We start from the raw sequence: 23,516 nt of genomic DNA on the forward strand, positions 1-23,516 counted from the left end.
CCAAACCACCGCTTTCGAAGAAGGCGAATGGTTTGAAAAAGAGCACATGCGAGGAAACGACGAAAGACTCACAACCAAAACATACAAACTAAGTAGATGACATTAGAGTCACACCGATTGTTAAGATCCGAAATACTTTTCGATGTAGTTGTCAGGATACGAATCCTGAAACGAATTCAGTGGTGATGGCTGCAGGGATCCACCTGTTCCCATACCGAACACAGCAGTTAAGCCTGCAAACGCCGAAAGTACTTGGGTGGAAGCGCCCCGGGAGGATAGGAAGCCGCTGATTCAGCAGAAAAGACACGCACAGTGATCATATTGTGCGTGTCTTTTGTTTTAGAAAGCAGATGACAATAAAGCGATCTTGCATAAGCGATGAATTATTCCGAGTGCTGTATACCTGTTTTTTTAATAAAAAAGCAATATCTGGAGGTGTTCGTCAGAATACGTATTGTCATGTATTTTGCAATATGGTAATATTATAGTATCTGGCTTTATGAAGGAAGCGTACACTTTGTAGGTAATTTGTTGTATAAGCGCAGCAGTGGTGAAGAGAGACTCCTGACAGTAACATAAAGAAGACAGGGAGCATGTACCGGAAGGACAAAGCTGAATTATTTTGTTATATAGTCGGATTTTTATAATACGTAATAACAGGAGGCTTGCGAATGGCAGATGATCGGATTATCACGGCTTTGGATGTCCATTCAGTAGAAGAAATGAAAACGCTGGTAGAAATACTGGGAGACAGTATTTCTTTTTATAAGGTGGGCATGGAACTGTTTTATAGTGCCGGCCCGGAGGCAGTACAGTATTTAAAATATGAGGGGAAAAAGGTATTTCTTGATTTAAAGCTTCATGATATTCCCAATACAGTAGACCAAAGTATACGAGCCTTGACTCGCTTAGGTGCTGATTTGATGACGCTTCATGGGACCGGAGGCAGAACGATGATGGAAACTGCAGCGGCCGCTGTCCGGGATGAGGCTGCCCGCCTCAGTATTCCCCGGCCGCGTTTGCTGGCGGTTACGATACTGACCAGTATGGATGATGCCGGCTGGCAGGAGATTGGCGGCAAATATGCTGTTGCTGAAACCGTTGCGCATTTGGCAAAACTAGCAAAGGAAGCAGGCATAGATGGTACTGTTTCTTCACCATATGAAGCGGGCGAAATCCGCAGACTGAATGGAGAAGAGTTTCTTATTGTTACACCGGGAATACGTCCGGTATTTGCTGCAGCTAATGATCAGAAACGATTTACAACGCCAGCGCAGGCATTACAGGATGGGGCTTCATATCTTGTTATTGGCCGCCCGATTACGCAGGCTGCCAAACCGCGCGAAGCTGCTGAAAAGATCTTAAAGGAAATTCAAGGGGGATATTAGCATGATGACGGAAGATGAAATAAAGCAATTATTAGTAAATACAAAGGCAGTCTTGGAAGGACATTTTCTTCTTACCTCAGGACTGCACAGTCCTCTGTATGTAGAAAAATTTAACGTTCTGCAGCATCCGAAATACACAGAAACACTTTGTAAAGAATTAGCAGACCGATTTCGGGATCAAGATGTGCAAACTGTTATGGGACCGATGACGGGCGGTATTTTATTGGCTCATGAAGTCGGTAAAGCGCTTGGGACGAGAGCTATTTTCACAGAACGTGAAAAAGGTGAGATGACGCTGCGCCGGGGCTTCCGTATTGCACCGGGCGAACGGGTGCTCATCGTTGAAGATATAGTTACAACTGGAGGATCTGTTCAAGAAGTGGTAGATGTGGTTAAAAAAGCCGGTGGTATCATTGTCGGTGTGGGACTTCTTGTGGATCGCAGCGGCGGCAAGGCGGAATTTGGCGTGCCGAAGGAGAAGGTGCAGGCCTTACTGCATTTGACCGTGCCGACGTATCAGCCGGAGGATTGCCCGCTTTGCAAAGAAAATATTCCCATGACAGAACGGGGAAGTCATCATTTAAAATAAACAGAACTTAGGAGATGTGAGTATGGAAATGTTATCTGCCATACTGCCGTTTTTCACAGCCGGCTTGATTGGTACGGTATTTGCCCGTTTTACAGGAATGAATATGAGCATGTGTGTTCTGTTGATTTTATTGTACAGAGGCGCAAGACCGGTGGAAGCGGTAGTAGCTATGTTGATCTTTAATGTGTTTACGTATTTTACGGTCTATTCCCAGATTCATATTATGCGTTTAAAAGACTTTGTCATTTTCCCAGGAGTACGTATTGCGATCCCCGTTTTACTGACCGTGGCATTGGCAGCACTTAATCCTTTTTTTGGCATTATCTTTTTTGTTATTGTTTTTCTGCTGGAAATTTTTGTCAAAATGTATAAGGAGATGGATGTTAAGGTCCGGCCGTCCAAGCAGAAGTTAATCCAGATGTGCATTGCCGCGGGTATACTTCTCAGTGTGGGTGCTGTTGTCGCCGCTTTTATTCCGGATCAGTATTATTATCTTCTTGTTAGTATCGCCATCTTAGGATTTGCAGCTCTTATGTGGTCAGCTGGTGATCGTCGGAAATGGGGACACATATGGGACAAGATCCTTTATGGTACCGTTTTGGTGACAGGGCTAACCGGAATTGATGCAACGGATTGGCTTGTGCCGATGCGTCGCAGTAATGAGTCAAATCTATCCCGGTGTTATCCTATTGTCATTAATGCCGCCATGATTATTGGGCTTATTGTTTTATATGCCTTGTATCATTATTTTTCTTTAGGCGCATTATTTACGACTATCGGGGCAGCAGTGGGAATTCGACTATTTGGTCTATATGAGCACAGCCACAAAAGTGGATTTTCGTATGTTACACTGGGACTGACCGTTCTGGTAGTACTTATTTTTATGTTGGTTCAGCCGGAAGCGACAGGATTTCCTGTGATACCTATGGCGGATCAGGGAACGAGCTTTTTTAATTTTTAATAGTAGTGGCACAGTGATTTCTGCGGGGTGCATGCAGAACTTACTGTGCTTTCTTTTTATTCACCTGCTGGCTTCGGTTAGTGCATCGTGTTACAATATACGTATAGTCGAGCGTTGTATTTTCACTGCGAAATGTGATATTTCGGACATTCGCCATAAGATATGATAACCGGCTATTCGTGTATTGTAGTCGCTGTTAATCTATTTGGGCATCAAAAGCTGCGGCAGGATAGAAGGGGCTTAGTATGACAGAAAAAGAGAAAATGACGCAGGGGAAATTGTATATTCCTCAGGATACAGCGCTGATTCGTGACTACAAGAGAGCCAAAGAATTGACGCATTATATTAATACGAGCACCGGGGAACAGGAGGAAGAACGGCGTAGATGGTATCAGGAGCTTTTTGGCAGATTAGGCTCTCATGCTTGGATTGCGCCGCCTTTATATTGTGATTATGGTTTTAATATATTTGCCGGGGATTATTTGATGGTAAATTATTATTGCATTTTTCTTGACGTGTGCCCCATTTATATGGGAAATCATATTTATATAGGGCCGCATGTGGGACTGTATACCGCTTTGCATCCCATTGATGCATCCGTTCGCAATCAGGGGCTGGAATATGGCAAACCGATTTCTATAGGTGACAGTGTATGGATTGGCGGGCATGCTGTCGTTAATCCGGGGGTAACGATTGGCAGCCGGGTCGTCATTGGGTCCGGTTCGGTGGTGACGCATGATATTCCCGATGATGTTATTGCTGTGGGAAATCCCTGCCGCGTACTGCGTTCTATTACAGACGAAGACCGCCGGTATTGGGAGACAGCAGCGTACGAATATTGGGATAGCAGGAAGCCTTGATATGGTAACGAAACTGCATAAATGGGGAGGGATAGAGAATGAAAAAGGCAGCTGTAGCAGGAGTGGCAAGTCTTTTATTATGCATGGGACTATCTGTATATGCAGAAAATACAGCAGACACCGTGGTGGAAATAACACAGAATACAGCTGGGCCGCAGGAAGTGACGGCGTTGCCTTCGTATCGGATTATTGCCGGACAACATCTTGTCGATACGGTGAATTTACCTGCACCGGTTTTTCAAAAGCGTGATATCCTTCTGATTCCGCTCCGAAAAGTGGCAGAACAGCTGGGGTATGCGATAACCTGGGATTCCGGTGATGGGTACGTGCGTATGGAGACAACGGTAGCATATATGCTATTCAAGCCGGGCGAAGACTGGTATGAAAGAATTGGCACACTGAAAACAATTAATTTAAATCATATTTATCAGTATGGAACGGCACCGGTCAATATAGACGGCACCATGTATGTCCCGGCCCAGGTATTCCGTGAGTTTTTTAATACGGTAACCATCGATAATGATCAGATCACAATTTCACCGCAGAACTTTTATTTAACGGGCGGGCAGATGAAAATGTAGATCATACTGCATCAAAATGCAAAAATATCTTGACTTTGGGCGGGCATATATATAAAATAGTATAAGAATATGACGGTAGTCCTGTGAGGCTGCGACTATTCCCGTTTTTTAGGATTGTACCTTTAATATAGTCCAGAGAGGCTAAAAAGGGACATATTTTGCCATGCTTAGATATGACCTTTGCCTTTCGGCAGAGGTCTTTTTTATACAAGGAGGATTCCAATGGTTAGTATACAGGGGAAAAGCCTGTTAGGGCTCCAAGGAGTACCGAAAGAAGAAATTGAATTAATTCTGCGTGTGGCAAAAAAAATGAAGTCCGTCGTCAACAGCGGTAATAAGAAATTGCCGCTGCTTCATGGCAAATCCGTTGTCAATATGTTCTGGGAACCCAGCACACGGACCAGAGGCTCTTTTGAAATGGCTGCGAAATATCTGGGGGCCGATGTTATTAATTTTACGCCGCGTGGCAGTTCCATTCAAAAAGGTGAAAGCTTTCGGGATACCTTGCTTACGGTCACGGCCATGGGTGTCGATGCCATCGTCATGCGGCAGAAGCAGGAAGGCTCGCCGTGGTTTGCCCGTACTTGTGTAGACCCGATCATCATCAATGCCGGTGATGGTGCGCATGAGCATCCGACGCAGGGACTTCTCGATCTGTTTACGATTCAGGAAGTCAAAGGACATCTCGACGGGCTGAAGGTAGTTATTGTCGGAGATATCGATCATGGACGTGTAGCCCGATCCAATATATATGGTCTTCAGGCTATGGGTGCGGATGTCCATCTTGCCGGCCCGCGCACCTTGCTGCAGCCTGAACTGGAATCAATGGGGGTTACCGTCCATTATGATCTGGATGAAGCGCTTGAGGGGGCTGATGTTGTCAATGTACTGCGCATTCAGCGGGAACGTCAGGGGATCGGATTCTTCCCCAGTGCCGGCGAATATAATTCGTTGTTCGGTATCAGTGAAAAAAGACTGGAACAGGCGCAGAAGGATGTCCTCGTGCTTCATCCGGGACCGATGAACCGGGGAATTGAAATTGAGCCGGATGCGTGTTATGGCGGTCATTCATCTATACAGGAGCAGGTCAAAAATGGAGTGTCTGTCAGGATGGCAGTATTATATTTGACGATTATAGGGGGCGATGATGTTGACATTACTCGTTAAGGGCGGCAGAGTGATCAATCCAGCTGTACAGCAGGATGAAATTTGTGACATTTTGATTGAAAATGGTAAAATAAAAGCTGTCGGGGCCAATTTAGCTGCCGATGGCGCGGAAATATACGATGCTTCCGGGCTGGTTGTGGCTCCCGGATTTATTGATATGCATGTTCACCTCCGCCAGCCCGGCCAATCGGAAAAGGAAACTATTGCGTCGGGAACTCGGGCGGCGGCTGCCGGTGGTATTACGCGCATTGCGACGATGCCGAATACCAAGCCTGTTATCGACAAGGCTATCCTGGTGGATGGAATGAAATATAAAATAGAACGTGAAGGCGTGGTAAAGGTCGAAATCATCGGCGCTATTTCCAAAAAATTGGAAGGACAGGAATTATCCGGTATGGGTGGTATGGCCAAAGCCGGTGCAGTCGCTTTTTCCGACGACGGACGCTTTGTGGAAAATTCTGATTTTATGCGAAAAGCGATGGAATATGCCAGCATGTTCCATAAGGTGATTATTGACCATTGTGAAGAACAGAATCTGGTTCAGGGCGGACAGATGCATGAAGGTGCCGTATCCAATCAATTAGGATTGAAAGGCCGCCCGGCAGTAGCTGAGGACATTGCCGTTGCCAGAGATATACTGCTGGCAGAAGCGACTGGTACGCCGGTACATATTGCTCATATCAGTACGAAAAATGCGGTGGATATGGTGCGGTGCGCCAAAGCCAGAGGCGTACAAGTCACGGCAGAAGCTACGCCGCAGCATTTGATCTTGACAGATGAAGCGCTGCGCACATATGATACGCGGTTTAAGGTTAATCCGCCGCTGCGATCGGATGAACACCGTGCTGCTGTTGTAGAAGGCTTAAAGGACGGAACGATAGATGCTATCGTTACAGATCATGCACCCCATGAATGGGAAGAAAAGGATCAGGAGTTTAATTTAGCGCCGAGCGGTTTCGTCGGTCTCGAAACAAGTATCGGCGCTGTACTTACCTATTTGTATCACACCGATACTGTCGGGTTGATGACGATCGTTCGGGCGATGTCCACAGCACAAGCAGAAATTCTTGGATTGGATGCCGGTATCATTGCGCCTGGCAAGGATGCGGATCTGACGGTTATTGATCTGGATCAGGAGTGGTCTGTCGACGCGGCAGCCTTTTATTCCAAAGGCAAAGCTTCGCCTTTTGATGAAATGATTTTCAAGGGCAAGGCCGCGGCCACAATTGTAAATGGCAATTTTGTTATGAAGAATGGGGAGGTTTTACGATGAAGGGTGTTCTCATATTAGAGAATGGACAAAAGTTTTACGGTAACATGCTGATGAAGGAGCCGGCTGTTGGTGAAGTCGTTTTCAACACAGGCATGACAGGCTATCAGGAAACATTTACAGACCCTTCGTATGCAGGTCAGATTATTACTATGACCTATCCACTGATTGGCAACTACGGACTGTTCCATGAAATCGAGCAGGCTGACCGGCCGTATGCGGCAGGTTTTATTGTCAGCGAACTTTGTGATGAGCCGAGCAATTGGCAGAATGAAGGAAAATTAGCAACCTTTATTAGGACACACCATATTCCCTGCCTGTATGGTGTCGATACGCGTGCTGTGACCCGGGCTATTCGCAGCCAGGGGGTTATGAAAGGCGTTATCGTGCCGGCAGCGATGGCAGAAAGTGCTGTTCGGGAATTGTTTGATACACCGCTGGAAACACAATTGGTGCGCCGTGTAACCACGCGGGAAATCCGGCATATGGGCAGCGGCAGATTTCATGTTGCCGCTATGGATTATGGTGCAAAAACGAATATTTATAAGGATTTTATCTGTAATGACTGCCGGCTTACTATTTTTCCGGCAGAAACGAAAGCAGAAGAGGTACTGGCCGTCAACCCAGACGGTATCTTTCTGAGCAATGGGCCGGGAGATCCGGAAGATGTTCCGTACATTGTGGAAGAAGTGAAAACGCTGATTGGGAAAAAACCTATTTTCGGTATCTGCCTGGGTTTGCAGATGCTGGGCCTGGCTTTGGGCGGCAAAAGCCGTAAGCTGGCTTTTGGGCATCGCGGCGCGAACCATCCTGTCAAAGATGTCCGTACCGGCCGTGTGTACATCACGTCTCAGAACCACGGATATATTATAGATGAAGCGTCACTTCCGGATACAGTCATCGTCACGCATCGCAATCTTCACGATAATACGCTGGAAGGCTTTGAATGCCCGGACAAGCATATTATGTGTGTGCAGTATCATCCGGAAGCATCGCCTGGACCGACTGATAATTTGTATTTATTTGAACAATTTATCAAGATGATGGAGGAAAACTAACATGGCAGATGGATTGAAGAAGGTACTCGTTATTGGATCCGGCCCTATCATTATCGGTCAGGCCGCGGAATTTGACTATGCAGGTACGCAGGCCTGCCGGGCGCTGCGGGAGGAAGGATTGCAGGTAGTCCTCATCAACAGCAATCCGGCGACAATTATGACGGACGAAGATATTGCAGATCGTGTTTATGTAGAGCCAATCTCGCTGGACTATGTGACAGAGGTTATTGAAAAAGAACGCCCGGACGGACTCTTGGCAACCTTGGGCGGACAGGTTGGTCTGAACATGGCGGTGGAGCTTTCCAATGCCGGTGTGTTGAAAAAGTATAACGTACGTCTTCTGGGGACCCGTTTATCGGCAATTGAGGAAGCAGAAGACAGAGAACTGTTTAAAAAAGCGATGAAAGATATTGATCAGCCTGTACCGGAAAGTGATATCTTTGAGGATGTTCATTCTGCAATTGCTTTTGCTGATAAAATTGGTTATCCGATCATTGTCCGTCCGGCCTTTACGTTGGGTGGTACAGGCGGCGGCATCGCCAAGGACGAAGATGAACTGTTCATGATCGCAACACGCGGTATTCGCCTCAGCCCGATCAATCAGATTCTTGTTGAACGATCTGTAGCCGGTTGGAAAGAAATAGAATATGAAGTCATGCGCGATAAAGCGGACAACTGTATTATCGTCTGCAATATGGAAAACGTTGATCCCGTCGGTGTCCATACGGGTGATTCAATTGTCGTAGCGCCGAGCCAGACTTTGAATGATTTGCAGTATCAAATGCTGCGAACGGCTTCTTTGGCCATTATCCGCCGTCTGAAAATTGAAGGCGGCTGCAATGTGCAGTATGCCCTGGATCCGGATTCCAATCAATATTATGTTATTGAAGTCAATCCCCGTGTCAGTCGTTCTTCGGCGCTGGCTTCCAAGGCAACAGGGTATCCTATTGCCAAGGTTGCCGCAAAAGTTGCGACAGGACTGACGCTGGATCAGATTACCAACGCCGTTACAGGCAAAACGACCGCCTGCTTTGAACCGACTTTAGATTATTGCGTTGTGAAATTTCCACGCTGGCCCTTTGAAAAATTTGCCCTTGCCGATCGTACCTTGGGAACACAGATGAAGGCAACGGGCGAAGTCATGTCGCTGGACCGCTGCTTTGAAGGGGCGCTGCTGAAAGCTGTACGATCTTTGGAAATCGGGGTCAATTACCTAAGTCTGAAAAAATTAGAAAGCAAATCCATTATTGACATTGTTGAACTCCTGCAAAAGCAGGATGATGAACGAATTTTCGTCGTCGCGCAGGCTCTGCGGCTGGGAATCAGCGGAGAAAAAATCCACTATATTACAGGATATGATATGTGGTTCATCAATAAATTGAAAAATATTATTGATCTGGAAGAAGAATTGAAGAAGGATGGTCTGACGGAAGATTCTCTCTGCAGGGCAAAACGCTACAGTATGCCCGATGCCATTATTGCAGGATTGACGAATCAGACCGAAGAGGAAATATACGCTTTCAGGGAGGATCATCATATTACACCTACCTTTAAGATGGTAGATACCTGTGCCGCAGAATTTGAAGCGGCAACGCCATACTATTATTCCTGCTATGCGGCGGAGGATGAAGTTAAGCCGCTTGGCAGCAAGAGCGTTATTGTCCTTGGATCCGGCCCCATTCGTATTGGTCAGGGGATTGAATTCGATTACTGCTCTGTCCATTCCGCCTGGGCATTGCGCAAGGCAGGAATGAACAGCATTATTATCAATAATAATCCCGAAACGGTAAGTACAGATTTTGATACATCTGATAGTCTGTATTTTGAACCGCTGACGGTGGAAGATGTTATGGCTGTTGTAGATAAAGAAAGGCCGGTCGGCATTATCTGCCAATTCGGCGGACAGACGGCTATTAATTTGGCGGCACCACTGGCAAAAAAAGGTGTCAAGATATTGGGAACATCTGTAGAAGGCATGGATCGTGCCGAAGACCGGGAACGGTTTGATGAAGTGCTCGCCAAACTGAATATTCCTCGTCCGGACGGCCGCATCGCTACTAGTGATAAGGAAGCCATGAAGGTTTCCCAGGAATTGGATTTCCCCCTGATCGTTCGACCGTCTTATGTTCTCGGCGGACGGGCAATGGAAATCGTATATAACGAAAAGGAATTAGAACGATATCTTCGGGAAGCAGTTATCGCATCTCCGGATCATCCGATTCTTATTGATGAATATATGGTGGGCCGAGAAGTAGAAGTTGATGCCGTTGCAGACGGCACGGACGTATATATTCCCGGCATTATGGAACAGGTTGAACGGGCAGGGGTGCATTCCGGAGATTCTATTGCCGTATATCCACCGCAGCATCTCGATCAGGAAATGATTGGGCAGATTATTGATTACACAACGCGCATTGCACTGGAATTACAGGTTCAAGGAGCCGTCAATATTCAATTTGTCGTATCCAAGGGCAAGTTGTATATTATTGAAGTCAATCCTCGATCCAGCCGTACGGTTCCGTTCCTGAGCAAAGTGACTCATGTGCCGATTATTGAACTGGCAACGCGTATTGCTTTAGGCGAAACATTGCAGGACATGGGCTATCACAGCGGTCTTTTACCGGCGAAGGATCATGTAGCCGCTAAGGCTCCGGTATTCTCTTTCAGCAAGATAGGGCTGGCTGAAATTGCTTTAGGACCGGAAATGAAATCGACAGGCGAAGTCATGGGTATTGGTAAAACCTACTCCGAAGCATTGTATAAAGCGGTGAATGGCGCTAAAATGCGGATTCCTGCCGGCGGTACGATTCTGGTTACTGTCGCGAACAGGGATAAGGCGGAAGCGCTGCAGCTGGCCCATGGATTTAAGGATCTGGGATATCATATTATTGCTACAGAAGGGACCGGTCAATATTTCAATGATCATGGCATGCCTGTAGATGTGGTACGAAAAATTCATGAAGGCGGGCAGAATATTGCCACGCTGATCCGTAACGGCAAAATTGACCTTGTATTGAATACACTGACATACGGCAAGCATCCGGAACGAGACGGTTTCAATCTGCGCCGGATGGCTGTAGAATTAGCGGTACCTTGCCTCACCTCTTTGGATACGGCACGGGAAGTTCTGCGTGTCTTTGCCAATAAGGGCAAAGGCGATGGCTATCATCATGTCGCGGCATTGCAGGATTATGACATGGATCGATAACTGCCGCTCTCACATCAACTGTATACCGTAGATGAAAATATATACCGCAGGGATTTGCCGCCAAGCGTTCGGTCCCTGCGGTATGTTGCCTAGATGATTAAATTACAAATAAAGTTATTTTTAATAAATTCTAATTATATTATTAAAAAATATAGCAGATCATAAAATTTTATTGACAACCCTGGATCTATGGGATACACAAATGTAAATTAATAATTGACGACGGCGCCACGATTTGCAGTGGGCGCCGTTTTTGATTATGTGGAGGGGGATTTCTATGAAACAGGGTGAACTTAGTCAATATACTAAAAAGACCAATCAGCTGCTGAAAAGGTATGGCGTAAAATTCGGTATTTATAAAAACAATATTTTTCATGAGCAATTATTTCCCTTTGACTGTATTCCCCGCATTATCGGCAAAGACGAATTTGTTTATTTAAATAAGGGACTGATACAGAGAGTTAATGCATTTCTAAAAGATATATACGGAGAAAAGAAAATTATTAAGGATCGTATCATTCCCGAGGAATTTGTATATTCCTCTAAAGGCTATTTAGTGGAGGTAGAAGGCTTGATGCCGCCGCAAGGTATTTATGCGCACATTGCAGGCATTGACCTGGTGCAGGCTAAGGAAGGAACATGGTATGTTCTCGAGGAAAATCTGCGTATTCCCAGCGGCGCTTCGTATCCCATGATTGCCCGGACCCTGTGCCGGCGGGCAAGTCCGATGACGTATGTACAGAATCATGTAGAGGATAATCGGGATTATGCCGTTTTACTGAAGGAAACGATGGATTATGTCAATACTGGCGGCATCAATGCTGTTTTTACGCCGGGGAGAATGAATGCGGCATATTTTGAACACGCGTATCTGGCGGAAAAGACCGGTGCCGTCCTTGTAGGGCCAAAGGATATTGTCGTCAATGAAGACTATCTGTATTTTAAAAATTATACGGGATCCTTGGAAAAAATCGGGGCTCTGTACCGGCGGATATCAGATGAATACTTAGACCCGATGACCTTTATGGAGGATTCCCTTATTGGAATTCCTCATTTGATGGAAATTTATCGAAAGGGAAATGTAGCCATTGTGAATGCACCGGGCAATGGAGTGGCTGATGATAAGGGAATTTATTATTTTGTACCGAAGATGGTTGAATATTATTTTCATGAGACACCTATTTTGCAAAATGCGCCGACCTACCTGCCATACTATGATGAAGACCTGAAATTTGTGTTAGAAAATTTTGATCGGCTGGTGATTAAAGATGTTTCCGAAGCTGGTGGATATGGAGTATTTTTCGGTAATACGCTTAGCCGTGATGAAAAAGAAGTCTTTTTGGAAACTATTCGTACGGAACGGCGCCGTTTTATAGCCCAGGAGGTTATTGATTTCAAAGATCTGCAAATTCAGGATGAAGACGGTATTGTAGAACGAAAAGCTGATTTACGGGCATTTGTACTGACTGGGAAAACAACGCGGACGTGGAAAAGCGGATTGACCCGGTTTTCACGCAATCCCGATAGTTTTATCGTCAACTCATCACAGGGAGGAGGCTTTAAAGATACATGGATATTATCTCGTTAGACAAGGTGAATAATTTGTTATGGCTGGGAAGATACAGCGAACGGGTGTATGTAACGATCCGGGAATTTTTTGCAGGATATGATCAGATGATTGAACACCATGATTTTTATATACAATACTGCCGGAATTTTCAAATACCCAATATATACCGAAATTTTGATGATTTTATTTATAGGTACATAAAAGATGCAACCGATGAAAATTCGATTATTTCTAATTTAGATCGAGCCTATGATAATTGTATGGTGCTGCGAAATGATTTGGGATCAGAAACGATGTCTTATATGGAGGTTGCGGTCAATAATTTAGAGGCTATTCAGGATTTTGATTCTCTTATTATGGAAATGCAGGACGTAGTGGACTATATTCTGGCTTTTTTGGCTTGCCTGGATGATAATGTGCAAAACTATGAGATCCGAAATATTGTAAAATTAGGGAAGCGTCTGGAACGATTGGATATATATCTGCGTCTGCGCAAAGACCGGGAGGATCTAACCAAAGCCTGCATCATGCTGGACCATCGACTAAAAAAATCTAATCTTCCGTATAATCGAGAAAATTTTATTACAGTCCGAAAATTGATCGAAGAACCGGAAATTGATTACGTCAAGGCTATTTTTTTTGTGGAAAATATACTTTGACAGAAAGCATGGTGCACTCTGTTATGAAAACTTTTCAGCTTGAATATACATTGAAAATCACATTGGACCACGAAATCCATCATCATTATTTTTCTCTCCGGTGTCTTCCCAAGACCGAAGCTTGTCAGGAATTGATTTTTACTAAAATACGGCTGAATGCTGATTATTTTTCATACAGCCAGGATTGTTTTGGGAATCATTTTCTGTATGGGTATAAGGAAGAACCCAGTCATATGCTGGATGTGTATGTAAAGTCGCAGATTAGGACAGACTATTGCTCCTATGACTTTAATAATCATTTGAACAGCGTATTCTGCCGGCCTACGGAAAAAACGGCTGTAGGGGAAAACTTATATCTTTTCTATGAAGAGTGTGCGTCAGCATGTATCAGTCTTCCCAATAATTACGAGAAAGCGCTTCGTATCATGAAACTGCTGTGCCGGCGGATGAAATATGAAAAAGGAGTTACGACGATCCGGACTGCCGCGGATGACGCCTTTGGGCCGCATTGCGGCGTATGTCAGAATTATGCGCAGATTATGATAGCCATTCTGCGCAGCATGAGAATTCCTGCACGGTATGTGGCCGGAGCCGTAAAGAATTTGAATCTGACCCACGCATGGGTAGAAGTGTTTTCGGAAGACCGCTGGTACGGGCTGGATCCGACCAATGATCTTCTTGTCAATGACGACTATATCATTTTTTCACGGGGACGTGATTATCGGGACTGCCTGGTAAACAAGGGGATTTTTTACAGCAGCGTGCCGGTTCAGCAGAAGCAGGACGTGCTGGTGCAAATTCAGGAAATGCAGAATAGTATATGTATGCCGGCAGAACGATAATGCCAGCGTAGGAGTAAGGGAATGAAAATACGCATAGAACGTATTTCACTGCCGGCGGGTAGCATCAAACGGCTGGCCGATGTTAATGACAAGGTACGTAAAGAGGATACGGCAGCTGAAGTATATGATAAATAGATCCTTCGGTTTTAGAGGAACTGACAGCTCCGCAGGATGGCATCGTCTTTTCGGCCGGCGGCAAAGATATGGTCTGCGCGCACATACGGCGGTCGTTGCCTTCATATGAAGTATAGGCAGGATGATTGGTTTTAAAGGGACTTCTGTGTCACTGGCAGAAGTCCCTTTGCCATGGAACAGAAAGAGTAGCAATAGAAGAAATAAAAAATATGTTATTTTTATGTAAAGATAACGCATAAATCTTGACAAAATATTAAAATGCAATTATAATGAATAAAAATTCAAATATAAATACAAAAAATGCAGCGATGATGTATATGTGACATCAGACAGTCATAAAGTGGGAGTGTATGTGCGGTGAAAACGAAAATATTTATAGATGGACATGAAGGTACGACAGGTCTTAAAATTCATGAACGGCTTAGCTTGCGGGACGATATCGAACTGATTTCTATTGCCGAGGAATTGCGGAAGGATCCGGAAGAAATCAGAAAATGCATGGCAGCGGCAGATATTGCGTTTTTGTGCCTGCCTGATGCGGCAGCCCGGGAAGCAGTAGCATTGGCCGAAGGCTGTGATGTGCGGCTTATTGATACTTCGACGGCTCATCGTACGGAACCGGGCTGGATCTATGGGTTCCCCGAATTATCCGTACAGCAGACCGCGCAGATTGCCGGCAGCGCCCGTGTCGGCAATCCCGGCTGCCATGCCAGCGGCGTTATTGCCATTGTACAACCCTTGGTGCATGCCGGCTGCATGCCGGCGGATTATCCCGTATCGGCTGTTTCTATTACCGGCTACAGCGGCGGCGGCAAAAAGATGATCCGGCAATACGAAGAAGATAAAGGCAGTGAGCTATATTCGCCCCGTCAGTATGGTCTTTCCCAAAAGCATAAGCACTTAAAAGAAATTGTTACTATATGCGGCTTGACGCAGCTACCTATTTTTTCTCCTGTAGTCGATGATTATTACAGCGGTATGGAAGTAATGATTCCTGTGTTCACCAAGCTTCTCAAAGGTTGCCCATCTGCCGAAGCGATCTGGCAGATACTGGCTGATCACTATGAAGGCTGCCCGCTGGTGCATGTTCTGCCGTTTGGTGAGGACAAGGGCGGATTTGTAGGAGCTGATGCGATGAGCGGGTTTGATGATATGGAAATCATGGTAGCAGGAAATGATGAACGGGTAGTTATTACTTCTTTATTTGATAATTTAGGAAAAGGTGCTTCTGGTGCGGCCATTCAGAATATGAATATTATGTTGGGACTGGATTCCGGAACCGGGCTGAGTCTTTCGAAATGATACGGAAAGGTGGAGATAAGTATGAAACAGGTACATGAAGATAGTTGCATTCCCGAGGGTTTTTGTGCTTCCGGTACATATAGCGGTCTTTGCGGCAGCCGGGTACGGTTGGATTTGGCAATGATCGTGAGCCGAACAGACTGCTCCATCGTGACCGCTGGGACAGAAGGCGTCAGCCAGTATATCTGCAAGGCCCTGCTTCTGCATAACGGTATGACGTTGCCCGAGGGAAAACGGGCTCAGGAAATTACGTCAGAGGTGTGTCAGGCAGCCGCACAGGAATTGAACATGCCGGCAGCCTCGGTTTCTTTTGTTGCCAACGGTGTTAAAGGACAATATTTCCGTCCTTCCCGCATTATCAACAGTCTGAAAACCTTGACGTCAAAGCTGTCACAGCAGCAGAGCGGGCAAGTTTGTCAGGTTATTGATAATTTAGGAGATGTGACCAGCGATACGGTGACCTTTGAGGGAAGCGAGGCATTGTGTCATATGGCAGGAATGGCTGCCGATGGAACAGAGATGCAGCATGGTTTATGTATTATTACGACGGATGCAGCGGCGGCACCGCAGCAAATTCAAGACGCGTTAAAAATGTGTAAGTCTCTTATCGATACAGAAGAATACACCATCATCGTCATGGCTAATGGCATGTCTGCGGCCCGGTCTATCAGTACCGGTGCGCTGGTTCAATCTATGGAGCGGCTGTTAAAACAGCTGGGTTTTCAGGATGCCCTGCAGGCTTGCTGCTAAACGGATTTACAAGCACTCATTTGTGTAGTAAAATAAATTGCGATGTGGTACAATGAAGCAATCGTACAATACGTTGTTTCTTGTACCACGTTTTATTTCTAAACATGGGGGAACAAAGTGATGTTTGAAAAAAAAGACATACTGTCAAATGATTTTCAATCTGTGACGAACACACAAAAGGCACAGATTTTGATGGATGCGTTGCCGAATATCAAGAAGTACAGCGGCAAGATTATCGTTGTTAAGTACGGCGGTAATGCCATGCTTAATGAGGATTTGAGAAAATCTGTAATGGGAGATATCGTTCTCCTGAAACTGATTGGAGTAAAGGTCGTGCTGGTTCATGGCGGCGGCCCCCACATTCAGGAGATATTGAATAAAATTGGCGTAGAATCTAAGTTTATTGATGGACTGCGGGTAACGGATGCCGAAACCATGAAAGTCGTACAGATGGTGCTGGCCGGGCAGGTAAATAAGGATCTGGTCAACCTTATTGGTACTAGTGGCGGACAGGCGATCGGTCTCTGCGGTCTTGACGATCAGATGATCAAGGTTCGTAAGCAGAGCGATGAGCTGGGATTTGTCGGTAAGATTACCAGCGTGGATGTGTCGATTATCAAAGACAATCTGGACAAAGGATATATTCCTGTTATTGCTACGATCGGAACGGATACGAAGGGGCAAGCCTATAATATCAATGCCGATACGGCGGCAGCTGAAATTGCCGGAGCTCTGAACGCGGAATGCATGTTGTCCATGACCAATATTGACGGAGTGCTGAGAGATAAGGACGATCCTGAGTCCCTTATTACTGATATTACGCTGGAACAAGCAGACGAACTGAAAAAAAGCGGCATTATTGCAGGCGGCATGATCCCCAAGGTACAGTGCTGTACCGATGCGATTCAAGCCGGGGTCAAACGGGTATTTATTCTCAACGGCACCGTGCCGCATGCTATTTTGATTGAGTTGCTTACAGAAGAAGGGCTGGGTACCATGTTTGTCGGCCACTATTTTGTTGCAAAATAAAAATCATCGTAAGGGCCCGAAGGAATCGAGTCCGTCTAACAGGGGGAATTGACATGGCGTTAGATTTTGAAAAGATGGACAAGGAATATATTGTCAATGTGTATCATCGGTTGGATGCCGTGCTGGATCATGGCAAGGGATCTGTTGTATATGATGTAAACGGCAAAGAATACGTCGATCTCAGTGCCGGCATAGCCGTTAATATTTTTGGTATCTGTGACGATGTGTGGAAAGATGCCGTCATCAAACAGCTCAATACCTTGAGCCATATTTCCAATGTTTTCTATACGGAACCGCAGGTCATTCTGGCTAAAAAGCTCTGTGAAAAGACGGGGATGAAAAAAGTATTTTTTTCCAATTCCGGAGCTGAATCCAACGAATGCGCTATTAAGGCGGCACGAAAATATTCCCATGATAAATATGGGGACGGCCGTTATACGATTATAACCTTGAAGAACAGCTTTCATGGCCGCACAATGGCGACATTGACCGCCTGCGGACAAGATTCACTGCACGAAGATTTCGGCCCGTTTCTGGACGGATTTGTATATGCCGAACCGGATAATTTCGAATCGGTCAGGGAGCTGGCTGAAAAACATCCGGTTTGTGCTATCATGATGGAAATGGTGCAGGGAGAAGGCGGCGTACATCCGCTGGATAAGAAATTCGTCCAACAGGTAGCAGCGTATGCCAAGGCTCATGATATTCTTATTATTGTAGATGAAGTACAGGCCGGCAATGGCCGTACAGGCGCGCTGTATGCGTATATGCATTACGGCATACAGCCGGATATTGTAACGACGGCCAAGGCAATTGGCGGGGGGCTGCCATTGGGAGCGACGCTGTTTGCCGATTCCTGCCAGTATACGCTGACAGATCATACGCATGGATCTACTTTTGGCGGTAACCCTATTTGTGCGGCCGGTGCGATTACGATTATCGACCGTATTGATGATGAACTTTTGTCGGAGGTTCAGAAAAAGGGCGACTATATCAAAAAAGAATTGGAAAGCTGCCGTAATGTAGAAGGTGTATCCGGTATGGGACTGATGATCGGCGTCCGCTTGAAAAAGGATTTGACAGAGGTTGTCAATCGCTGTATTGAAGACGGCGTACTGGTTCTTACAGCCAATGGCCTGCTGCGCCTGCTGCCGCCTCTCAATATTCCCTGGGACATACTGAAAAAGGGCATTGCTCTCGTAAAAGATGTCATTGACGAATAAAAAACGGCACGATTCCTGACGTATGAAACGTGTACTTTGATTGATAATCAAGGTACACGTTTTCTGTATAAAACCTGTCTTAAGATTGATATATAAGTCTTGCTATTACGGGTTATATTGCTTACAATATGTCTATATCAAAAAATATAATGCAAAGGAAGAGGATAAGGAGACCTAGATATGAAACATTTAAAGATAGCGTATAGTTTTGACGTGCAGTACTACTTTGTAGACAGCGATCGTGAAATTGTACCGGTTGAACAGACCGATTTTACCGATATTGCCGTTGCGGTGTTATCGGATCAGGATTTTTCCTATATCGATCGGATTGATGCTACAGGATTTGGCATTCCCATCATGGTAATCATGCCGGGTGGTGAAAAGCTGCCTTCACAGTATGTGGGAAAAGTAGATGCCGTCATTACGGAGGAAATGGTAAATAAAAGCCGCTGCATTGCTACGGCAGAACGGCTGGCCAGTAATTATGAGCAATTTGTGCTGCCGCCATTTTTTGCCGACCTCGTGGAATATGTCAGTGAGAAAAATAATCCCTTTGACTGCCCGGGACATCAGGACGGAGAATTTTTTAAAAAACATCCGGCCGGGCGCTATCTGTATGATTTCTATGGGCCTCATATTTTTCAATCCGATATTTGCAATGCCGATGTGACATTAGGAGACTTGCTCATTCATGAAGGACCCGCGTTGGATGCGCAGGATTTTGCTGCCGAAGTATTTCATGCAGATAAAACCTATTTTGTTTTAAACGGTTCATCATCTTCCAATAAGGTTGTGACCAATGCGCTCTTGACGCCGGGAGACCTGGTGCTGTATGACCGGAATAATCATAAATCAGTTGCCCTGGGGGCGCTCATGCAGGCCGGCGCGACCCCGATATATCTGGAAACAGCCCGTAATCCGTATGGCTTTATTGGGGGAATTGACGCACACTGCTTTAATGAAACATACCTGCGTACGTTGGCAGCAGAACGTGATCCTGAAAAGGCCAAGGCAAAACGGCCATTCCGTCTTGCCGTTATCCAGCTGGATACCTATGACGGCACCCTCTATAATGCGCGCTATGTTGTCGATAAAATTGGCCATCTCTGCGACTATATTCTGTTTGATTCTGCCTGGGCAGGATATGAGCAATTCATTCCCATGCTCCGTGACAGCAGCCCGCTGCTTCTGGATCTGCATGAAAATGACCCGGGCATTATGGTAACGCAGTCCGTCCATAAACAGCAGGCCGGATTTTCTCAGGCATCACAGATTCATAAAAAAGATAACCATATTCATGGACAGGAACGGTACTGCAATCATAAGACCTTTAACAACGCTTTTATGGCGAATGCGTCGACGAGCCCTTTTTATCCGATGTTTGCTACCATAGCAGTCAACGCCAAGATACATGCCGGCGAGGCGGGACGCAAAATGTGGCGGGACTGTGTGAAGCTGGGAATTGATGCCCGCAAGAGTATTTTGAATCGCTGCCATTATGTACGTCCCTTTGTGGCACCGACAGTTCACGGTAAACTCTGGCAGGACGGTGATACAGAACAAATGGCTGATGATATTGCCTATTTTACCTTTGAACCGGGTGCAAAATGGCATGCTTTTGAGGGCTATGGACCGGAACAATATCGGGTAGATCCCTGCAAGCTGCTGCTGACTACGCCGGGAATTAGTGCGGAAACAGGTGAATATGAAGATTTCGGCGTACATGCGAATATTTTGGCCACCTATTTGCGAGGCAACGGCGTGATTCCGGAAAAATGTGATCTCAATTCGATTTTATTTCTGCTCACGCCGGCAGAAAATAAAAATAAGCTCCGCTTTCTTACGTCACAGCTTGTACGCTTTGAACGGTTTGTTGATAACGACGTACCCATGCAGGAAGTGCTTTTAGGCGTATACAACTTGCATCCCGCGCGATATGCGGGCTATTCCATTCGTCAGCTGTGCCAGGAAATGCATGATTTTTATAAAGACCGAAATGTGAAGGAATTGCAGCGGCGTCTTTTTCGCCGGGAATACTTTCCTGAATACGCCATGAATCCACAGGATGCGCAATATGCCTTTATCCGCGGCAATCGGGAGCTAGTACCGTTGGAAGAGATAGAAGGCCGGATTGCCCTGGAAGGAGCGCTGCCGTATCCGCCGGGAGTCCTCTGTGTCGTTCCGGGAGAACGCTGGTCCCATACGGCGGTTCAGTATTTTAAGGCTTTGGAAGACGGTTTGAACGAGCTGCCCGGTTTTGCATCAGAAATCCAGGGGGTCTATTTGGAAAAGGAAGACGACCATATACGTGCATACGGATATGTGCTGAAGGAATAAGGATCAGCCTGGAACAGGATGGTGAGCATTGTTCTTTCTCCCCGTATTTGATTGTATAGAAAAAGAAGAAGCTGCGGCTTCTTCTTTTTTTTTGGAAATAAATATCTATAAGTACAGCAAATTACAGCAGGTTTTTTACGGCTGCCGTGATTTTTTGAGCGATATATGGATTATTCATGGTATAGACATGAATTCCGTCTACGCCGTTGGCGAGGAGATCGGCAATCTGATCTACCGCATAGGCAATACCGATATCTTGAATAGCAGCAGGATTACTGCCGTATTTTGCGATGGCACGCTGAAATTTGATGGGAAGCGTAGCGCCGCACATAGTGACCATGCGTTCGATCTGCTTTTGGTTTGTTACGGGCATGATGCCGGCTTCGATGGGGACCTGAATACCTGCGATTTCACACCTTTCCAGAAAGCGGTAAAATAGAGAATTGTCAAAAAAAAGCTGGGAAATCAGTTCGTCAGCCCCGGCGTCTACCTTTTCCTTCAGATGACGGATGTCAGCTGCCGGCGTTTTGGATTCCAAATGACCTTCTGGATAGCAGGCCCCGATGATATTGAAATTCGGAGCTTCTTTTTTGATAAAGGAAATGAGGTCGCTGGCGTATTCAAACACATGAGCAGGCTCACGTCCCGGCGTTTGATCACCGCGCAGGACTAAAATATTTTCAATCCTGTTTTGGTGAAGCGCTTCCAGCGTCTGCCGGGCTTCTTTTTCCGTCAGATAGATACAGGGCATATGTGCAGCCGTTTCACAATGATATTGGTTTTTGATGGCGGCGGCTACTTCTACGGTCCGGTTGCCGCCCTGACCATTGGCGCCGCAGGTTACACTGATAAAGTCGGGTCTGAGACTGCTCAAGGCACGCAGTGTTTCATATATTGCGGTGAGAGGCATATCACGTTTGGGAGGAAATACTTCAAAAGAAAATACTGTTTTTTGCGCAAATAAATTATTCGTATGCATGGGCGTAACTCCTCATCGTGGGATTATTAAATTGCATCATGACTACATTATAGCATGGAGAAAAGAATATGTGTAAAAAAAACAGGGGCTTGATCTATTCGTGCCGATAGAGATGGCAGAATAGTATCAGGCCCTGTTGAAAAAAAAGGAGGGTTTGTTAAAAGCTTGGGAGAATTGCGCCCTGGTATTTATCTTCAATAAATTTCTTGACTTCCGGAGATTGCAGCGCCTTGAACAGCTTTTGGATTTCCGGACGGTTTTCATCGCCGTCGCGTACGACCAGCACATTGGCATAGGGAGAATCCTTAGGTTCAAGGAAGAGTGCGTCCTTCAACGGGTTGAGACCTGCTTCCATGGCAAAATTAGTGTTGATCAGCGCAATATCTACATCATCGAGAGAACGGGGAATCTGGGCGGCTTCGAGCTCCACGAACTGAAGCTGTTTGTCATTTTTCGCGATATCCTGTACCGTGGACGAGATGGAGCCGCCATCCTTCAATTCGATTAAGCCGGCCTGCTGCAGGATAAGCAAAGCCCGGCCGCCGTTTGTCGGATCATTCGGGATTGCTACCTTGGCATTGCTGCTTAACTCGTTTAACGCCTTGATTTTATGAGAATACACGCCCATTGGTTCGACGTGAACCTTGCAGATTGCTTTTAATTTGGTGCCTCGTTCCGCATTAAATTTGTCGAGATACGGCGTATGCTGGAAAAAATTAGCATCCAGCTCTTTATCATTTAATGCCAGATTCGGTTTGACATAGTCCGTGAATTCGACGATCTTCAAGTCTACGCCCTCTTTGGCCAGCAGGGGTTTGATTTCATTCAAAATTTCTCCATGGGGAACGGGAGTCGCGCCGACTGTCAAGGTGACGTTTTTTGATACCTCTGTACCGCCGGGAGGCGTACTGCTGCCGCAGCCGGCGGCTAAAAGGGACAGGGAAATAAGGGCCGATGCGGCTAAGACTGTGAATTTTTTGATGTTTTTCATATATAATACCTCCTGATAATGAATTATGTAAGACTGGATCTGATCCCTTTTTATCCATAAAAAAAAGCTCCTTCCGGAAGAGAAAGAGTTACTGTACGGTTCTTTATCTCTCGGAAATCAATCCGCAGGAATTGGCACCGTCGTTATCGGTTGCCGGGCTTCATAGGGCCAGTCCCTCCGCCTCTCTGGATAAAAGCATCTGAAATTGTCTTTAAAACAAGTGTATCATGAAATACGAATTTGTCAATACCTTCTTAACCAAAATACATCATCACCATGCCGGTGCTGTTTCAAGCGACAGGCATGAATGCTGCGTAGCGATGCCTGCTGTGCGGTCAAAGCCCGAAAGCTATTTGATCGGCTGGTTCAAATTAAATGTCTAAATAGATCATTTTTATGTCCGAATGGAGTAGAAGGATTGGGCCGTATTTGATATAATGGTAAACAGAAAATGATTACTGGTATCGAATAGCGATACTATGTGGAAATGGAGAAGCCTTATGAACTATACAGCAGCAAGAATGCCTCGCCGTGCCTGGTATGTCGGCCTGTCCTGGGCTGTCGCACTGTGGCTGACGGCTCCCGTCATGGCGGCAGAAAGTCCAGTGGGGGGGGGG

The 23,516-nt window shown here is 45.8% G+C and carries 20 protein-coding genes, 1 rRNA gene and 1 riboswitch; of the genes, 19 read left to right on the forward strand and 2 right to left on the reverse strand.

The window, feature by feature from the left end; genetic code table 11:
- Positions 1 to 175: 175 nt before the first annotated feature.
- The 18 genes from rrf (at position 176) to speC (ending at position 20,929) form a co-directional block, all read left to right on the forward strand.
- Positions 176 to 292, forward strand: a 5S ribosomal RNA gene (gene rrf, locus AB840_RS12285).
- Between the two features lie 379 nt (positions 293 to 671).
- Complete coding sequence (pyrF, locus tag AB840_RS12290; RefSeq protein ID WP_048515139.1) at positions 672 to 1,388, forward strand: orotidine-5'-phosphate decarboxylase; 717 nt, start codon at positions 672 to 674, stop codon at positions 1,386 to 1,388.
- A 1-nt stretch (position 1,389) separates the two neighbouring features.
- A complete protein-coding gene (pyrE, locus tag AB840_RS12295) occupies positions 1,390 to 1,977 on the forward strand; it encodes an orotate phosphoribosyltransferase (RefSeq protein WP_048515140.1) in 588 nt (195 codons plus the stop codon).
- A 22-nt stretch (positions 1,978 to 1,999) separates the two neighbouring features.
- Entirely contained in the window at positions 2,000 to 2,938 is a 939-nt protein-coding gene (locus AB840_RS12300) for a hypothetical protein (RefSeq protein WP_048515141.1), read from the forward strand.
- 245 nt (positions 2,939 to 3,183) lie between these two features.
- Complete coding sequence (locus AB840_RS12305) at positions 3,184 to 3,798, forward strand: sugar O-acetyltransferase (protein ID WP_048515142.1); 615 nt, start codon at positions 3,184 to 3,186, stop codon at positions 3,796 to 3,798.
- 38 nt (positions 3,799 to 3,836) lie between these two features.
- Positions 3,837 to 4,379 (forward strand): stalk domain-containing protein, encoded by a 543-nt coding sequence (locus tag AB840_RS12310; RefSeq protein WP_053078183.1) that lies wholly within the window; start codon positions 3,837 to 3,839, stop codon positions 4,377 to 4,379.
- A 222-nt stretch (positions 4,380 to 4,601) separates the two neighbouring features.
- On the forward strand, positions 4,602 to 5,546 hold the full coding sequence (locus AB840_RS12315; protein ID WP_048515143.1) for an aspartate carbamoyltransferase catalytic subunit: 945 nt from the start codon (positions 4,602 to 4,604) through the stop codon (positions 5,544 to 5,546).
- Positions 5,530 to 6,819: a dihydroorotase gene (locus AB840_RS12320; RefSeq protein WP_048515157.1), complete on the forward strand. Its 1,290-nt coding sequence runs from the start codon at positions 5,530 to 5,532 to the stop codon at positions 6,817 to 6,819. Before AB840_RS12315 ends, AB840_RS12320 begins: the two co-directional genes overlap by 17 nt.
- A complete protein-coding gene (locus AB840_RS12325; RefSeq protein WP_048515144.1) occupies positions 6,816 to 7,874 on the forward strand; it encodes a carbamoyl phosphate synthase small subunit in 1,059 nt (352 codons plus the stop codon). Before AB840_RS12320 ends, AB840_RS12325 begins: the two co-directional genes overlap by 4 nt.
- A gap of 1 nt (position 7,875) precedes the next feature.
- On the forward strand, positions 7,876 to 11,082 hold the full coding sequence (carB, locus tag AB840_RS12330) for a carbamoyl-phosphate synthase large subunit (protein WP_048515145.1): 3,207 nt from the start codon (positions 7,876 to 7,878) through the stop codon (positions 11,080 to 11,082).
- A 277-nt stretch (positions 11,083 to 11,359) separates the two neighbouring features.
- Positions 11,360 to 12,670 carry a circularly permuted type 2 ATP-grasp protein gene (locus AB840_RS12335; RefSeq protein ID WP_048515146.1) on the forward strand — a complete coding sequence of 437 codons (1,311 nt, stop codon included), beginning with the start codon at positions 11,360 to 11,362 and terminating at the stop codon, positions 12,668 to 12,670.
- Positions 12,652 to 13,311 carry an alpha-E domain-containing protein gene (locus tag AB840_RS12340; RefSeq protein WP_048515147.1) on the forward strand — a complete coding sequence of 220 codons (660 nt, stop codon included), beginning with the start codon at positions 12,652 to 12,654 and terminating at the stop codon, positions 13,309 to 13,311. The genes AB840_RS12335 and AB840_RS12340 overlap by 19 nt, the downstream gene beginning before the upstream one ends.
- 23 nt (positions 13,312 to 13,334) lie before the next feature.
- The gene (locus tag AB840_RS12345; protein WP_159445829.1) at positions 13,335 to 14,153 is read left to right on the forward strand and encodes a transglutaminase domain-containing protein; all 819 of its coding nucleotides are present in this window, start codon (positions 13,335 to 13,337) and stop codon (positions 14,151 to 14,153) included.
- A 492-nt stretch (positions 14,154 to 14,645) separates the two neighbouring features.
- Positions 14,646 to 15,590, forward strand: coding sequence for an N-acetyl-gamma-glutamyl-phosphate reductase (argC, locus tag AB840_RS12350; protein WP_048515149.1), 945 nt, complete (start codon positions 14,646 to 14,648; stop codon positions 15,588 to 15,590).
- Positions 15,591 to 15,611: 21 nt separating this feature from the next.
- Positions 15,612 to 16,340: a hypothetical protein gene (locus AB840_RS12355; protein ID WP_048515150.1), complete on the forward strand. Its 729-nt coding sequence runs from the start codon at positions 15,612 to 15,614 to the stop codon at positions 16,338 to 16,340.
- A 120-nt stretch (positions 16,341 to 16,460) separates the two neighbouring features.
- Positions 16,461 to 17,369: an acetylglutamate kinase gene (gene argB / locus AB840_RS12360; protein WP_048515151.1), complete on the forward strand. Its 909-nt coding sequence runs from the start codon at positions 16,461 to 16,463 to the stop codon at positions 17,367 to 17,369.
- A 47-nt stretch (positions 17,370 to 17,416) separates the two neighbouring features.
- Complete coding sequence (locus AB840_RS12365) at positions 17,417 to 18,592, forward strand: acetylornithine/succinylornithine family transaminase (RefSeq protein ID WP_407657353.1); 1,176 nt, start codon at positions 17,417 to 17,419, stop codon at positions 18,590 to 18,592.
- A gap of 180 nt (positions 18,593 to 18,772) precedes the next feature.
- Positions 18,773 to 20,929 (forward strand): ornithine decarboxylase, encoded by a 2,157-nt coding sequence (gene speC / locus AB840_RS12370; protein WP_048515153.1) that lies wholly within the window; start codon positions 18,773 to 18,775, stop codon positions 20,927 to 20,929.
- Between the two features lie 121 nt (positions 20,930 to 21,050).
- Here the strand turns inward: speC and metF are convergent, their stop codons facing one another.
- Both metF and AB840_RS12380 read right to left on the reverse strand, forming a co-directional pair.
- A complete protein-coding gene (gene metF / locus AB840_RS12375) occupies positions 21,051 to 21,908 on the reverse strand; it encodes a methylenetetrahydrofolate reductase [NAD(P)H] (protein WP_048515154.1) in 858 nt (285 codons plus the stop codon).
- 157 nt (positions 21,909 to 22,065) lie between these two features.
- Positions 22,066 to 22,899: a MetQ/NlpA family ABC transporter substrate-binding protein gene (locus tag AB840_RS12380; protein WP_048515155.1), complete on the reverse strand. Its 834-nt coding sequence runs from the start codon at positions 22,897 to 22,899 to the stop codon at positions 22,066 to 22,068.
- Between the two features lie 100 nt (positions 22,900 to 22,999).
- Positions 23,000 to 23,095: riboswitch (SAM riboswitch) on the reverse strand.
- 31 nt (positions 23,096 to 23,126) lie between these two features.
- Here AB840_RS12380 and AB840_RS17185 point away from each other — a divergent pair.
- Complete coding sequence (locus tag AB840_RS17185) at positions 23,127 to 23,282, forward strand: hypothetical protein (RefSeq protein ID WP_159445830.1); 156 nt, start codon at positions 23,127 to 23,129, stop codon at positions 23,280 to 23,282.
- Positions 23,283 to 23,516: the final 234 nt, after the last annotated feature.

Origin of the sequence: Megasphaera cerevisiae DSM 20462, assembly GCF_001045675.1 — a bacterium.
Classification (GTDB): domain Bacteria; phylum Bacillota; class Negativicutes; order Veillonellales; family Megasphaeraceae; genus Megasphaera; species Megasphaera cerevisiae.

Coding starts and splice junctions, on each gene's coding strand:
- pyrF (WP_048515139.1), top strand. CDS start 672: ATGGCAGATGATCGGATTATCACGGCTTTGGATGTCCATTCAGTAGAA.
- pyrE (WP_048515140.1), top strand. CDS start 1,390: ATGATGACGGAAGATGAAATAAAGCAATTATTAGTAAATACAAAGGCA.
- AB840_RS12300 (WP_048515141.1), top strand. CDS start 2,000: ATGGAAATGTTATCTGCCATACTGCCGTTTTTCACAGCCGGCTTGATT.
- AB840_RS12305 (WP_048515142.1), top strand. CDS start 3,184: ATGACAGAAAAAGAGAAAATGACGCAGGGGAAATTGTATATTCCTCAG.
- AB840_RS12310 (WP_053078183.1), top strand. CDS start 3,837: ATGAAAAAGGCAGCTGTAGCAGGAGTGGCAAGTCTTTTATTATGCATG.
- AB840_RS12315 (WP_048515143.1), top strand. CDS start 4,602: ATGGTTAGTATACAGGGGAAAAGCCTGTTAGGGCTCCAAGGAGTACCG.
- AB840_RS12325 (WP_048515144.1), top strand. CDS start 6,816: ATGAAGGGTGTTCTCATATTAGAGAATGGACAAAAGTTTTACGGTAAC.
- carB (WP_048515145.1), top strand. CDS start 7,876: ATGGCAGATGGATTGAAGAAGGTACTCGTTATTGGATCCGGCCCTATC.
- AB840_RS12335 (WP_048515146.1), top strand. CDS start 11,360: ATGAAACAGGGTGAACTTAGTCAATATACTAAAAAGACCAATCAGCTG.
- AB840_RS12340 (WP_048515147.1), top strand. CDS start 12,652: ATGGATATTATCTCGTTAGACAAGGTGAATAATTTGTTATGGCTGGGA.
- AB840_RS12345 (WP_159445829.1), top strand. CDS start 13,335: ATGAAAACTTTTCAGCTTGAATATACATTGAAAATCACATTGGACCAC.
- AB840_RS12355 (WP_048515150.1), top strand. CDS start 15,612: ATGAAACAGGTACATGAAGATAGTTGCATTCCCGAGGGTTTTTGTGCT.
- argB (WP_048515151.1), top strand. CDS start 16,461: ATGTTTGAAAAAAAAGACATACTGTCAAATGATTTTCAATCTGTGACG.
- speC (WP_048515153.1), top strand. CDS start 18,773: ATGAAACATTTAAAGATAGCGTATAGTTTTGACGTGCAGTACTACTTT.
- metF (WP_048515154.1), bottom strand. CDS start 21,908: ATGCATACGAATAATTTATTTGCGCAAAAAACAGTATTTTCTTTTGAA.
- AB840_RS12380 (WP_048515155.1), bottom strand. CDS start 22,899: ATGAAAAACATCAAAAAATTCACAGTCTTAGCCGCATCGGCCCTTATT.
- AB840_RS17185 (WP_159445830.1), top strand. CDS start 23,127: ATGAAATACGAATTTGTCAATACCTTCTTAACCAAAATACATCATCAC.